The following is a 13,853-nucleotide window of genomic DNA, read 5'->3' as shown; positions in this document are numbered from 1 at the left end:
CTTATCCTATTTCTGTAATAAATTTGTATATCAGTGTCTGGAAATCTTCTGCAATCTTATTCGCAGTTTCCTGCACTTCCTTATGGTTTAATTCTCCGGTGCTCATACCTGCCGCCATATTCGTGACACATGATACACCAACGATCTTCATACCAGTATGCCGTGCTGCCATCGCCTCACACGCGGTACTCATACCAACCAGATCTGCACCAAGTGTCCGGTACATGCGGATCTCCGCCGGTGTCTCATAGTTTGGTCCGGTCGCCTGCAGATAAATGCCTTCTTCCAGAGTAATTCCCTGCGTCTTCGCCACTGAATCCAACTTTTTTCCAAGCTCTACGTCGTACACATGACTCATATCCGGGAACCTCGTACCAAGTGCTTCCATATTTGCTCCAATCAATGGGGATGGCACAAACGACGTAATCTGATCCGTGATCCGTACCAGCGTCCCCGGCTTGTACGACGGATTCATGCCGCCTGCCGCATTCGTAAGAATTAAAATCTCCGCGCCAAGCATGTGCATCACACGCACTGGCATCACAACCTCCTGCATCGAATATCCTTCGTAATAATGCACACGTCCCTTCATGATCAGCACCGGGCAATCCCCGACTTTTCCAAGCAGGAAACATCCAGCATGCCCTGCCACTGTCGATACCGGGAAATGTGGGATTTCACCATATGGGATCTTCGCATCAATCGTCAGACGATCTGCAAAATCGCCCAGTCCCGAGCCAAGCACGAGCGCTACCTTCGGTGTATATGGCAGACGTGCCTGCACATAAGAAGCTGCCGCCTGCAGCTCCTCGTAAGTTATCTCTTTTTTCATTCCGTATCCTCCTGCAAATTGAACTATTTATTTACAAAAGTGACTTCATCTCTCCAATAGCATACGATTGGCATGCCCGCTTCGACATACTCATATAACTCGCCTGCTTTTGATGGCGGCAGATTTACACAGCCATGGGAACCGCTGTAGGTATAGATTTCTCCACCGAATTTTCCACGCCAGTTCGCATCGTGCAGACCGATACCACCATTGAACGGCATCCAGTATGTGACCGGTGTCTCATAGTCCTCACCAATCAGTGTCGCATGCATCTTCTTATAGGTAAGACCATACAGACCGCCTGGTGTCTTGTGTCCCGGTGTCTGCCCAGATACACAATCACTGTCCCATTTCAATCTGCCATTTTGATAATAATATACATGCTGGTTTGTCAGATCAACCTCCACATAGGTCGAACCGATATCATTCTGCGCACACAGTGCATAGCCACGGCGCTTACATGCTGGTTCCTTCGTGAAGCTTTTCTTCTTTGACAGAAGATCGTACAACTCCTCCGCCTCTGTCTCCGCGTCGATCACCCAGCCATAATACCCGCCATGCACGAGAATCGTCTTCTTATCATGCGTCGTAAATTCACGGTCAGTATCCGCAGTTGTGAATTTCTCCTTAAATTTTTCGACATACGCTTCCACATTACTTCTGCTGATCTGGATACTTCCATCTGAACTGACATATGCCATCTTCGTAAGTTCTTCCTTTGAAATGGTATATGTATACGAACCAAAATCATACACGGCTTCGATATCGACAAATGCATCTGCGTCTTCCTTTGTTTTCAGAATGGACTCCGAATCCGCCAGAATATGTGCTGGAATATAACACTCTTCGGCTTCCACATCCAGTGTAGTATCATAATTTTTCAGAGCATTTATTACCTTCTCATATAACTTTGCCGTGTCAAGCTTCGTTCCCGTCTCCTCTGGAATGACCTTTGCCTCGCCATCCTCCAAAACAACCTTCGCGTCCTTTGATTCTGTCATGGAAGCTCGATCCAGTGCCGGTGATGTCTGCAGGCAGGCTTCCAACTTTTCTCTGTCACAGTTTACTGTATAATCAATCTTATAATCATAACTGTGAAAGCTGTTTACAAACCAAAGAAACGGTGAATGTTTCTTTAACAGTGTATCCACTGAATCCGTCAGTGCAACATCAGAATCCGCATCCCCCAGTACGAAAGTAAAATCACTGTCCTTGAACTTGATATCCAGTGTGTATTTCCGTGCATCCGAAAGCAGCATATCCTCCACAGACTGTACGGATTTTCCTGCTACATTCCTGCCGTTGATCGTCGTATTTACTCCAAAGCGGTGCATATGGAAAATCACGCCACCGATATAGACCGCCAGCAGCGTTGCAACAACCGCAATCGTCACCGTGCGGATGATCCGTTTCTTTCTGCGCTGCCGATACACCGAAGGATCAATAAATGGCTCCTGCACATAGAGACTCACGGGCTTATCGTCTGTTTCTTTCGTTTCTTCCAGCTTCTTGTCGTCCTCTGATTTCTCCGAATCCTCCGCTTTCTCCATCTCGTCTGATACTTCCGTCTCTTTGACTTCTTCCGTATTCGTTATTTCTTCTCTATCCTTTTTTCCCCTGCTCATAGTTACGTCCTTTTTATTTAGTATACAGATTTCTGTTTCTGTATCATATCCCATAGACCGCATGATTGCAACCAAATGCGGAAAATTTACATCTTATTTACATCAATTACGACCATCTCCGGTGGGTTGTTGATCCGGATGTGGATCGAATGCATGCCACATCCTGCAGTCACAACCATCTTCGTCTTGATATCCGCGCTCTCATACACCCCATAGTCATACTTCGGAAATGGGTGTAACCGAGGTGAGATCACGCCGCCAATCCCCGGTATCCGTATCATGCCGCCATGATTATGCCCGGACACAATCAAGTCTGGATGCAGTGTACAATATGACCGAAAATAATCCGGATTGTGTGCAAGCAGCACATTGCAGTGATCCGGCTGCATCTTCCCAAGCATGCTGGTAAGCACATCTTCCCGTAGCGGTTTCTTGATCAGCCGCTTATAATACGCCCGGGGCAGATCCAAGCCATACAGGCAGACATTCCAAGGCTCTAAAAATTCATGTGCATTTACCAGCATATGCAGATGATGTGCACCTTTGAGATGCTGGCTGTATTCCTGCCAGATACCATCGGTCTCCCGCACGCATTCAAGCAATCCGCGCTCATGATTTCCATAGGAATAATAAACCGGTGCAATTTCAGTCATCTTCCGGATCGTGTCCGCTGTCACCCTGTTATTCTTCCGTTCGCTCTTCCGACAGACGATCATGTCGCCAGGCAGTAAAATAATATCCGGCTGCTCCGTGTCAATCGCGGTAAGCAGATCCGTGTTCTCAAGACCATATACCTGATTGTGCAGATCAGCGATCATCACAATGCGTAATGGTTTCCGGACTTTCTGACTGATAAAATTGTAACGCACTATCTGAAAATTCACACTCATGGCTTTATTATACCCTATCTTCAGTTATTTCGCCATAAATATTCTTCCTGCAATCTCCGATAAGCTGTATTTTAAGTCAAGCTTCGGCACCGACCGCTCTGCATACAGGATCACTTCGCTGATACACGTTCCGTTGCAGGAATACTGCACAACACCGACCGCACCCCCTTCCTGTATCGGTGCTTTCAGATTTTCGTAGGCGATCACCTGTTTTTCAATCTGATCCGGGTTCGTCGCTACAAGCGTGATCGTGTGCTGTTCCACCGGCTTTACCGTCACCGATTTGCAGGTACCCTTCTGCACCGGGATCTGCAGATCCTCCGGCACGACTTCGGTATCCACATATGGACGGCACCGTGCGAATCCGTAATCAAGCAGCTTCATTGCCTCACTGTTCCGGATCTCCTTCGTCTCCGCTCCCATCACAACTGCGATCAACGTCACGCCATCCCGCGTCGCCGTCGCAGACATACAGTATTTCGCCTGCGATGTATATCCGGTTTTCAGTCCGTTTGCCCCTGTGTAGAGATTCAGGAATTTGTTCGTATTCGCAAGATCAAACTGTGATTCGCCCCGTCTGGTCTTATGTGTGATGGAATCCATCCAGATCGTCGAATATGTAAGGATATCCGGATGATAAAGCAAAAGCTGTCTGGACATAATCGCGATATCCCGCGCCGACGTCAGATGTGTCTCAACCTCCAGCCCGCATGCATTGTCAAAATGCGTATGCTCCATACCAAGCTCCTTCGCCCGCTCGTTCATCTTCTGGACAAACGCTGCCTCCGAACCTGCCAGATGCTCTGCCATCGCCACTGCCGCATCGTTACCGGAGGCCACCTCGATGCATTTGATCATATCCTGCACCGTCTGTTCCTCGCCTGCCTCGAAGAAGCATTGTGAGCCGCCCATCGACGCCGCGTGCTCAGTCACGACAACCGTATCGTCCAGCGCGATATCTCCGCGTTCTAACGCCTCGAAGATCAAAAGCAATGTCATGACCTTCGTCACCGATGCCGGGCGCAGCATCTCATCCGCATTCTTCTCATAAAGTACCGTCCCGCTCTCCAGCTCCATCAAAAGCACCGATTTCGACTGGATTGCAAGCGCATCATTTTCGCCTGCCGGTGCGGTTGTTTCCACAACCGCCTCCGCATCTCCGTCTGTCGCCTCATCGACCGGTGCGTCAGCCCGCACTGTCACAAAACTCCCAAGCACCAGTGCCAAGTTCATAATTGCCAATATTATTTTCTTCATTTCCACTCCTTTTACACTTTCCGTCCGCCTCTAATTTGTACATTATACGAAACAACCTTGCAGAAAATGAATATAATAAGAAAAAGTGTGAAGGAGCATCTGTATGTGTGGCATTGCGGGCTACTTTAACCCAGACCAGAACTATGCGGAAAATCCCAAGCAAAACTTTCATACACTGTCCCGTATGATCAATACGATGAACCACCGCGGGCCGGACACCTACGGTCATACCATCATAAATTCGTGCTGCCTTGCGCACACACGCCTGTCTATCATTGATCTCGAAAATGGCAGACAGCCCATGTCTTATACGAAGGACGGAAACACCTACTATATTGTATATAACGGCGAGATCTACAACTACAAGGAAGTAAAGAAAACACTGCTCCGGAAAAACTATACCTTTGAAACAAACTCCGATACGGAAGTCATCATCGCTGCGTTCTGTCATTACGGACCGGGCTTTGTCAAAGAATTAAACGGTATCTTCGCAATCGCCATCTACGACAGCATGCGAAATACACTCTACCTCTACCGTGACCGCTTCGGTGTCAAACCGCTTTATTATACGAAGACCGGCGATACACTCGTGTTCGCCTCGAGGATTGATACATTGTTTGAATACCCGCGCGTGCGTCCATGCATCGACATGAACAGCTTCAACGAGATCTTCTCCCTCGGACCGGCGAAGACGTACGGCAAAGGTGTATTCTCCGGGATCAAAGAGATTAAACCCGGCGAATATCTGACCTACTCGCCACAGTATATGACATCCCGGCTATACTACCGGATTGAGAGCCACCCGCACACCGACAGCTACGAGGAAACGGTAGAGAAAACCTCATACCTGCTTGAAGACAGTATCCGTATGCAGATGATATCCGATGTTCCGATCTCCACCCTGCTTTCCGGCGGCGTCGACTCCTCGTATGTATCCGCCGTCTGCAGCCATTTCCTGCCGGAGGATATACCTCTTACGACGTACTCCTTCGATTACACTGACAATGCCGTTTATTTTCAGGCGAACAGCTTCCAGCCGAGTGAAGACCGCCCTTACGTTGATATCATGAAGGACTATCTGCACTCGGATCATATCTACCTGACGTGTTCCTACACGCAGCTTGCCGATCTGCTCGAGGCATCCGTCGACAGCCGGTGTCTGCCAACGATGGCAGATGTCGATTCGTCGCTGTTGTATTTCTGTGGGGAGGTTGCGAAGCATCACAAGGTCACGTTGACCGGTGAATGTGCCGATGAGATCTTCGGTGGCTATCCATGGTTTCACCGTGACGCCATGCTGCAATCGAACACCTTCCCGTGGACGATGGATATCTCCTTCCGCAAATCCCTGCTCCACCCGGAATTTGCCGCCAGCATGCAGATGGAAAAATATATCGCCAAGGCATACCGCACGACGCTCTCTGAGGTCGATATCCTGCCGGAGGAATCACCGCTCGATACGAAGAAACGGCAGATTGCCTATCTGAATATCCGCTGGTTCATGCAGACGCTGCTTGACCGCATGGACCGCACATCCATGCAACACGGACTCGAAGCCAGAGTTCCATTCGCCGATTACCGCGTCGTCGACTATGTATTCAATGTTCCGTGGTCGATCAAAGCCAAGGACGGCGTCCCGAAGAGTCTGCTCCGTGCCTGCGCCGCCAAATACCTGCCGGACACGATCATGAACCGTCCGAAAAGTCCTTACCCGAAGACCTATCACCCGGAATACGAACGTGTGCTTGCGAACCGCCTGCGCGAAGTCGTCACCGACACCGCATCGCCGCTCCGGAGCTATCTGAATATCCCTGCGGTGCTAAAGTTCCTCGACGAGCCAAAGGAATATGGAAAACCTTGGTTCGGTCAGCTCATGGCCGGACCACAGATGATCGCCTACCTGCTCCAGGTCGACTACTGGATGCGGAAATATATGTTATAACCCATTACATGAAAAAAGCAGAGGTTGGAGCGATTCACTCCTTCCTCTGCGTTCTTTTCGTGATTGCATCGCATCGTTCCTGTATCAGCTTCTCAAACCGTTCTTTTAGGTGTTCCGGAAGTAACGATGCTTCACACATTGCAACAAACTTCTGCCGTTGCTCTATCACCGCATCCAGCATCTTCTCTGCAGACACTCTGGATATTCCACATGCATCTGCATAAACTAAAAAGTCTTTTCGATGTAGATTCCGTTTCTTTCCATTCATTGCAAGTGCAAACTGTTCCTTATCTTCCGGCATGATTACATTCACCGGAAGTAGATCATACGCGGGTGACAAACTATATGTGCCAGTGCCCTCTCCAGTCTCAATCAACGAGAAATTTTTCAAATGCATATCCGAATTTCCAGCCACAAAGCAAAACACCAGTCTCATAAATAATTCTGCCATATCCAAACCTTTTCGACAGGAATACCGCTCTATGATTTTTGCACACCGCTCATAAGACCCCTTGTATTTATCCTGTGTCAGACGCAAATCAAGCTGACAGAAATCTTCCATCGCAAGCATCTTCGTATGTTCACCATCCTCCACCCGGTCAACGCGTCGCGTAATGTATGCCAGATCTCCATCCCCCCTCATCAGAGCATGCGGAACCGTAGAAATCCCGATTGTATCTGCCATTGTCATAACCAGTTGTTCTGCCTCTGGCAATGCTTCGAACTGCTCTACCTGTGGTTTCAGAATATATCCCGTCGGATAATTCACAAGTGTGAGACGTGGTTTATTTTTTTCTGACAGCAAATGTAACGATAATTTCTTTTGTACCCCCGGAACCGTAAAACCTTTTTGAATTGATTCCATTACAATTGTCGTCAATGTCTGCTCTGCGATATCAATTTCCGGTATCGTATCCGTACCAAAAAAATGCTTTATGCAGGATGCATGCCAACCCGATTCCGTTTCCTTCTTCAATGGTTTTCCACAACATAAACAATTCATACACGTTCCTCCCTTATGGTGACATTTCCAATTGCATCCTTACATGCAACCAGCAAAAGTCCAAACCGATCTTTTAAATCAATCTTCCAATTCCGGCTTACAACACCAAGCAGCCAGCCCTCTGGAATCAATCCATCGAAAAAAGGAAACATTGTTTTCGACTCATACACCTCGTCCGTCAAAGGCAACGTCAATGAAACAGCACTCGCTTGCGCATCTTTCAAATATGTCTGATCGTAGGAAAATGAATATCCTTCATCTGTTTCCAGTAACGTTCCTGCAAATACATTCCGCACATATACATATGCCGTTCGAAAAATCGTATCCATACCTAATCAACCTGCCTTCCCGGAACTGCCTCCATTCCAAACATTCCAAGTGCGATGTTTACCTTGTCCATGCGCACTGTTTCTTTTCCCTGCTCCAATTCACGTACAAAACGCAAACCAAGACCTGCCCGCATGGCAAATTGCTCCTGCGTCAGTCCCGCTGCTTTACGATTCTTTTTTATAAATTCTGCAATCTGATTCATACGATCACCGCCTGTCTTTTTTAGAGCATTTTACACCTTATCGGGTATAAATGCAATGTTTTGTATGTAAAATACACCCGATAAGGTATATTTTATGCTAATTCTCTTTGAATTATACCTTATCGGGTGTAAAAATATTATTTCTTAATATATGTCTGCTTATTCGTCGTTACAACACCACCGTAATTGTTCGCCGGTGCAGCACCGCCCTTCGGTACAAGTACGATCTGGATACCTTCGAGACGCTTGCTGAGTCCTGCGGTTCCGGCAGCTTCGCCGTTCTTCGTCCAGGCAAGCCAGCCGTAGGTCTGTGCATGGACGCGGTAGTATACGTCGTAATGCTCTGCCATCTCGCCGGTCAGTGCGATACGAATTGCTTCAAGACGCTTCGCACGTCCGCTTGTTCCTGCCATCTGACCATCACGGAACCATGTATTCACATTGTTCTCATTGCCCTGCCATCCGATGGATTGTACATGTGTCGTATAGACAATGCTTCCGCTGTATGGCTTGTTCGTTAATTTGATGTTGATGCCTTCGAGTCTCTTTGCCTTGCCGCTTGTTCCGCTCATCACGCCATTGTACTTCCAGCCTTGCCAGCCAAAGGACTGTATGTGTGTACGATATTCTACATTTACATTGTTCTCACCTGCAACAACCGGATTCGCATTTGCTGTGGATGATGCGATATATGCTTCTCCACGGGCAGATTGGATATTTCCGATTGCATGATCGAAGCTTTCACCCTTCTTCACAATCACGATCTGGATTGCCTCGAGTCTCTTCGCAAGACCTGCCGTTCCTGCCGGTGCGCCATTGGCTGCCCACGCAAGCCAGCCGTAAGATTGTGCGTGTACACGATAGTATACATCATACTTCTCTTTATCTACGCCTGTGAGCTGAATCTTAATTGCTTCGAGTCTCTTTGCCTCGCCCTCGGTTCCGTTCATCTCGCCATTTGCGGACCATGGTAACCATCCATAGCTCTGACAATGCGTCGTATACCGGATGCCGAGATTGCTGTTGCCTGCAACCGAAATCTCGATGCTTTCGAGCCGCTTCGCCCTGCCGGAAGTTCCACTCATCGTGCCGTTCGTCACAATGCCCTGCCAGCCGATGGACTGTACATGTGTACGGTAAGAAACCGTAACATCCGGTGTCACAACCGGTGCCGGGGTAGGTGTAGGCGTTGGTTCCGGCTTCGGTTCTGGAGTTGGTTCTGGGACTTTCTCAATCGTCTCAGTAGCAAGAGGCAAATTACAGGTCGTGCCGTCATCACTGATCTTCATGTCTTTTGCATTTACTGTCTGTCCATTTACAAGAATAGACAATCCATCATTTTCAGAAGCAAAAAAATTCTCATTGCATGTTTCCAGCTTGATGCTATGCCTGTAAGTTTTCCCGCCTTCAAAGGCAGTTATCTTCTTATCCTCTGCAAGCTTTGCATTTTCACGCTCATCGGAATACCAAAATCTCACCGGTTTGAAACTACCATCCCTTTGCTCCTGCATTTCCTCCCAATACTCATATGCAATCCTATAATCATCCGCATTCTCACCAGACAATGCTGCAGTTGCCTTCGGTGTTTCTCCCGCCTCATGCTGAAGCGTTACATCAGCTATTTCAATCTGCTTAATTTCTTTTGGTATTGTGATACTTTTCACATTCACAGCATCAATGACTACATAGTCCTCTCCAATCTTTTTATTTGTAATCAGAAAGGATTCTCCGTTAATAATGACCGGTGTTTGTTCCGTAAAACTAACGTCCCAACTCTTACAAGTAATCGTTACCGAATAAAAATATGTCTTTCCGGCTTCAAATTTTTTTAACAACTGACTCTCATCCTTCGGATTCTCAGAATTATAGGAGGAACACCACTTCACCTTATTCCCGTTCTCATCCAGCTCACTCCATTGTTCACTTGAAATATTATATTTTTCAGAATCCTCCTCTGAAACCTTCGCCGTGAATGCCGGGACATCTCCGTCATGAAACTTCAAGGTTGCTCCGGTAATCTTCGCTTTATCATACATCAGTGTACCGTTCTTATATTCCCTATATTTTACCCGTCTTGTATCTCCAAGGTTAAATACACCATTTTCCTTGATGTATTCTGTTGCATCGCTGCCGTCCATATTCGGACTGATACTAACAGATGCTTTTGTACTTTGACAAGTAAAATCCCCACCACCTTTTATTGTGGTCATGGTATCACTCCGCAGGATCACTGAAAAATCTGTATGCCCATACCCCCGGTAAATATAATTCGCCCCTCCCGAATACAAGGAAATTGCATTTTTAACATCCACACCTTCAGGAGCAAGCTTACTATCTGCTGTAATCGTAAGTCTGGCCTCCTCATCACACGGTGTAACATAAATTGTTGCATAAATTCCATACATAGAACCGGTAACGCTACAATCTCCATTAATCCGTAGATACATCTTGGTTTCCTGTTCCGGATTGTAAATACCTGCATTGGAGGAATCCTCTGTACCGCCTTTTGCTTTAATATTTACATTTACCAGATTCACGTATATTGACGATGCAGGATCTCCATATTTTCCCACCGTATTGATCAATACATTTGCTTCCTGCTCCGCACAGGCTGTGATGGTACCATTCACCTCATTATAGTTCCAGTAAGACGCTTTCTCTATGGAAACCGTCAATTTATTTCCTCCGATATATATAGTCTGAGTCTCTTCGTCTGCTGCAAATGCAGTCATTGATTTCATTGAAAATATCATACCAAGGACAAACATGGCGCTTAAAATCCATCTGGTAATATGTTTTCGTTTTTTCATTCCCTCTCTTTTTCGCATATGATCCCTCTCTTTCTTATCTCAGTTAACGATAATCATCATTTTTGCATGATGGTCGAATGCACCTCATAAAATGCACGCATATTTCTTGTCTCCATAACAAAAAAGCACGCTACTCTGATAGTAACATGCTTTTTTTGTAACATATTTTACTTGTTGTGACAACCTTTCTGGGACGAAATGCATTTTTCTGGGACGAACGGTTCCAAATCAACCATTTTTTATAATAATACCGGCTGGATCTGCTCCTTTGCCAGTGCATATTCTACCGTCTCTGCAATCTTTGTCATATCCGCCACGCAGGAATTCGGCTTTTTTACCGCATCGTCCTGTCCAAACGGAACGAAATAGATATGCTTCATCACCATGAGCTTTCCGATATTCTGCAGATTGATGCCAAGCGCATCGTTCGTGGAAATAGCAATGATCACGGGACGCCCGTTCCGAAGGTGCGACTTCGCCGCCATCAAAACCGGAGTATCCGTGATTCCATTTGCAAGCTTTGCTGCTGTGTTTCCCGTGCAGGGTGCGATCACAAGGGCATCGAACAGCTTCTTCGGTCCGACCGGTTCTGCGCCCTGTATCGTGTGAATCGCGCTTCTTCCTGTGATTGTCTCAATCTCTTTCACAAAGGACTTCGCCTCCGCAAACCGCGTATCCAGTTCATAGGCATGCTGTGAAAAAATCGGCGTGATACTCGCCGCCTCATCCCGTAGAAGCTCTATCTGTTTTTTTATCTTTTCGAACGTACAAAATGATCCGGTAATCGCAAATCCCAGATGACAGTCTGACCGCATACCTTATGGCTCCTTTTTGTTAGTCCGAAGGAGTCTCCGTGGCAAGCGCATGCTCGTAGATGCCGGAAGCAATCACAGTTCCTGCTTCCTTTGGATACAGCTTTCCGGGGATACCCAGATAGATGTCTGCCCGGATGCCGTGTGCCTTACAATACGCAAAATCCGTTCCGCCCGGGCTTGAAGCTATATCATAGATGAGAATCGACGGGGAAAACCATTGCAGATGCCCGGCGTCTAAGACCATTGCCGGTATCGTGTTGAACACATAGCTGTATTTATCATAGGTGTAATGATCCCACTGTGCAAGATTCCGGTATCCATATGCCTGCTGTTCGATCTTAGGTTTAAGTTCCTTCCGTCTGACTGCAACATCCACATGTGCCCCGGCTTTTGCCAGTGCATCTGCGATTGCTTTTCCGCAATGCCCATATCCAAGTACAAGACAGTGGCTTTCCAAGAGCACGGCATCTCTTCCGGCGATCGACAGGATTCCCTGTGCGGTGAGCTGCGCATTCTCTGTCACAAGTGTTTCAAGCTGCAGATATGGATGACAGGTAACACCTTTTTCCTGCAGCTTCTGCTGACTTGCCGTTGACAGCAGACCGTGATATAAGATCTGGTCGTCTGTCACATACGCACATAACGCGTCCTCCTCTGCCTCCGAAAGCTTCGGTGCGGTGATCACACACGCATCCGCAACCGGTTCTTCCGGGTTCTCATATACATCATATCCAAGATGATAAAAATATCCGGCGACACTCTCCATCCGCGGATCGTGTCCGAAAACAATGATATTCCGCATACGCTGTCACATCCTCCTTACGATACTCTATTATATGCATACTGCTTGGGAAAGGTCTCTTGCTTCTCAATAAAAAAATGCATCGAATACCGTTCCAATATAATAAGAAAAATCCTTTTTGTCTACTGTTTGTGCTGCATACACCGGATATCCGGCAAGCCGGGTGTCCCCGATGGATACCTGCAGGGTGCCGACCGTGTCGCCCCGTGCAACCGGTGCAGCCAGTCCGCTTTCCGGTACAAACCGCTGCTGTACCGTCTCCGAGTCTGAAAGCAAAACGGTAAACTTCCCCTCACATGTACCGGAAATGGTCGGTTCCAAGCCATCTGAGACCGGAATAGCAGGAATCTGTACCCCTGCAAGTTTGATTTCCCGGTATTCATAGTTTGCATCGCCATATGCAAGCAAGGCTCTCGTATCTGCCCATTTGTAATGCCGGTTATGAGGCCAGCCACACGCGAGCAGTGCAACGATAAAATGTTTCTCTCCGACATTTACCGCCGCCACATAACAATACCCGGCATTCCCGGTGAATCCCGTTTTCCCGGCGAGCACGCCATCCATCCGGTCGAGCAGTGCATTCTTATTATATACCGTAAACTGCCGTGTACCGTCACAGCTTGCAAATGTATACTGCCGTGTCTGGCAGATTGCCTGAAACGCTTCTTTCTGTTCCGACTGCGTAACGCAATACCGCATGAGCTGTGCCAGATCACGAGCGGTCGTATGGTGTACGCCGCCCGCATCCTCGGCGTCTAATCCGTTCGGTGTGATAAAATATGTATCATGCAGTCCGATTTCCGCCGCCTTCCGGTTCATCATCTGCGCAAATGCCTCCACGCTTCCCCCGACCTGTTCTGCCACTGCACATGCGCTGTCATTGTGGCTCTCTAACATCATGGAATACAGAAGATCTTGCAGCACATACCGGTCACCGGCATGAAGCCCTAACCGTACCTCCGGCATCTTTGCCGCGTAACTGCTCACAGTCACAACATCATCCGGATTTCCATATTCAAGCGCGAGAATCAGTGTCATGATCTTTGTCGTGCTAGCCATAGGAAGCGCCTCATCCGGTGCCCTTCCGTATAATACCCGCCCGGTATCCGCATCCATCAGCACTGCCGCCTTCGCATACAACTTCGGTTCCTCCGCCGCAGAAGACGGAACCGGACACCCACAGATCACAACGATCATAACGAGTAGATATACAATATAGTTCTTCATGCTGTTCCTTTCTTATCAAGCTTCTCAGACATCTACTCCATTATATGGATAATTGTGACGAGTTAGACTTTCTAATTGAAATCGTTTCCGAAATCCTGTAAAATAAATAGAAGAATTT

The 13,853-nt window shown here is 47.5% G+C and carries 12 protein-coding genes; 1 reads left to right on the top strand and 11 read right to left on the bottom strand.

Annotation, left to right across the window (positions count from 1 at the left end; translation table 11 throughout):
- Position 1: 1 nt before the first annotated feature.
- The 4 genes from H9Q76_RS06350 to H9Q76_RS06335 form a co-directional block, all read right to left on the bottom strand.
- Positions 2–832 (bottom strand): purine-nucleoside phosphorylase, encoded by an 831-nt coding sequence (locus H9Q76_RS06350; RefSeq protein ID WP_249321853.1) that lies wholly within the window; start codon positions 830–832, stop codon positions 2–4.
- Between the two features lie 23 nt (positions 833–855).
- Complete coding sequence (locus H9Q76_RS06345; protein WP_249321852.1) at positions 856–2,457, bottom strand: L,D-transpeptidase family protein; 1,602 nt, start codon at positions 2,455–2,457, stop codon at positions 856–858.
- Between the two features lie 86 nt (positions 2,458–2,543).
- The gene (locus H9Q76_RS06340) at positions 2,544–3,347 is read right to left on the bottom strand and encodes a metallophosphoesterase (RefSeq protein WP_249321851.1); all 804 of its coding nucleotides are present in this window, start codon (positions 3,345–3,347) and stop codon (positions 2,544–2,546) included.
- 24 nt (positions 3,348–3,371) lie between these two features.
- Positions 3,372–4,604: a D-alanyl-D-alanine carboxypeptidase family protein gene (locus tag H9Q76_RS06335; RefSeq protein ID WP_249321850.1), complete on the bottom strand. Its 1,233-nt coding sequence runs from the start codon at positions 4,602–4,604 to the stop codon at positions 3,372–3,374.
- A 103-nt stretch (positions 4,605–4,707) separates the two neighbouring features.
- On the opposite strand from H9Q76_RS06335, the gene asnB reads away from it, so the two are divergent.
- Complete coding sequence (gene asnB / locus H9Q76_RS06330; RefSeq protein WP_249321849.1) at positions 4,708–6,546, top strand: asparagine synthase (glutamine-hydrolyzing); 1,839 nt, start codon at positions 4,708–4,710, stop codon at positions 6,544–6,546.
- 34 nt (positions 6,547–6,580) lie between these two features.
- Here asnB and H9Q76_RS06325 read toward each other — a convergent pair whose 3' ends face one another.
- The 7 genes from H9Q76_RS06325 to H9Q76_RS06295 all read right to left on the bottom strand — a co-directional run bounded on the left by H9Q76_RS06325 (position 6,581) and on the right by H9Q76_RS06295 (position 13,735).
- Positions 6,581–7,549 (bottom strand): type II toxin-antitoxin system HipA family toxin, encoded by a 969-nt coding sequence (locus H9Q76_RS06325; RefSeq protein ID WP_249321848.1) that lies wholly within the window; start codon positions 7,547–7,549, stop codon positions 6,581–6,583.
- Complete coding sequence (locus tag H9Q76_RS06320; protein ID WP_249321847.1) at positions 7,546–7,878, bottom strand: HipA N-terminal domain-containing protein; 333 nt, start codon at positions 7,876–7,878, stop codon at positions 7,546–7,548. The genes H9Q76_RS06325 and H9Q76_RS06320 overlap by 4 nt, the downstream gene beginning before the upstream one ends.
- Before the next feature lie 2 nt (positions 7,879–7,880).
- Positions 7,881–8,081, bottom strand: a complete 201-nt coding sequence (locus tag H9Q76_RS06315) for a type II toxin-antitoxin system Y4mF family antitoxin (RefSeq protein ID WP_118670754.1) — start codon at positions 8,079–8,081, stop codon at positions 7,881–7,883.
- Positions 8,082–8,218: 137 nt separating this feature from the next.
- Positions 8,219–10,909, bottom strand: coding sequence for a hypothetical protein (locus H9Q76_RS06310; RefSeq protein WP_249321846.1), 2,691 nt, complete (start codon positions 10,907–10,909; stop codon positions 8,219–8,221).
- A 221-nt stretch (positions 10,910–11,130) separates the two neighbouring features.
- Positions 11,131–11,706 carry a dipicolinate synthase subunit B gene (locus tag H9Q76_RS06305; protein WP_021985592.1) on the bottom strand — a complete coding sequence of 192 codons (576 nt, stop codon included), beginning with the start codon at positions 11,704–11,706 and terminating at the stop codon, positions 11,131–11,133.
- Between the two features lie 19 nt (positions 11,707–11,725).
- Complete coding sequence (locus H9Q76_RS06300; protein ID WP_249321845.1) at positions 11,726–12,508, bottom strand: hypothetical protein; 783 nt, start codon at positions 12,506–12,508, stop codon at positions 11,726–11,728.
- A gap of 66 nt (positions 12,509–12,574) precedes the next feature.
- Positions 12,575–13,735, bottom strand: a complete 1,161-nt coding sequence (locus H9Q76_RS06295; protein WP_249321844.1) for a D-alanyl-D-alanine carboxypeptidase family protein — start codon at positions 13,733–13,735, stop codon at positions 12,575–12,577.
- Positions 13,736–13,853 lie beyond the last annotated feature (118 nt).

Source organism: Wujia chipingensis (assembly GCF_014337155.1).
In the GTDB taxonomy this organism is placed as follows: Bacteria; Bacillota; Clostridia; order Lachnospirales; family Lachnospiraceae; genus Coprococcus_C; species Coprococcus_C hominis.
The sequence above is the reverse complement of the archived record's forward strand: the minus strand, read 5'-3'. Positions and strand labels throughout refer to the sequence as shown.

Bases quoted from the DNA above. Each gene is read 5' to 3' on its own strand.
- H9Q76_RS06350 (WP_249321853.1), bottom strand. From the start codon at position 832: ATGAAAAAAGAGATAACTTACGAGGAGCTGCAGGCGGCAGCTTCTTAT.
- H9Q76_RS06345 (WP_249321852.1), bottom strand. From the start codon at position 2,457: ATGAGCAGGGGAAAAAAGGATAGAGAAGAAATAACGAATACGGAAGAA.
- H9Q76_RS06340 (WP_249321851.1), bottom strand. From the start codon at position 3,347: ATGAGTGTGAATTTTCAGATAGTGCGTTACAATTTTATCAGTCAGAAA.
- H9Q76_RS06335 (WP_249321850.1), bottom strand. From the start codon at position 4,604: ATGAAGAAAATAATATTGGCAATTATGAACTTGGCACTGGTGCTTGGG.
- asnB (WP_249321849.1), top strand. From the start codon at position 4,708: ATGTGTGGCATTGCGGGCTACTTTAACCCAGACCAGAACTATGCGGAA.
- H9Q76_RS06325 (WP_249321848.1), bottom strand. From the start codon at position 7,549: ATGAATTGTTTATGTTGTGGAAAACCATTGAAGAAGGAAACGGAATCG.
- H9Q76_RS06320 (WP_249321847.1), bottom strand. From the start codon at position 7,878: ATGGATACGATTTTTCGAACGGCATATGTATATGTGCGGAATGTATTT.
- H9Q76_RS06315 (WP_118670754.1), bottom strand. From the start codon at position 8,081: ATGAATCAGATTGCAGAATTTATAAAAAAGAATCGTAAAGCAGCGGGA.
- H9Q76_RS06310 (WP_249321846.1), bottom strand. From the start codon at position 10,909: ATGCGAAAAAGAGAGGGAATGAAAAAACGAAAACATATTACCAGATGG.
- H9Q76_RS06305 (WP_021985592.1), bottom strand. From the start codon at position 11,706: ATGCGGTCAGACTGTCATCTGGGATTTGCGATTACCGGATCATTTTGT.
- H9Q76_RS06300 (WP_249321845.1), bottom strand. From the start codon at position 12,508: ATGCGGAATATCATTGTTTTCGGACACGATCCGCGGATGGAGAGTGTC.
- H9Q76_RS06295 (WP_249321844.1), bottom strand. From the start codon at position 13,735: ATGAAGAACTATATTGTATATCTACTCGTTATGATCGTTGTGATCTGT.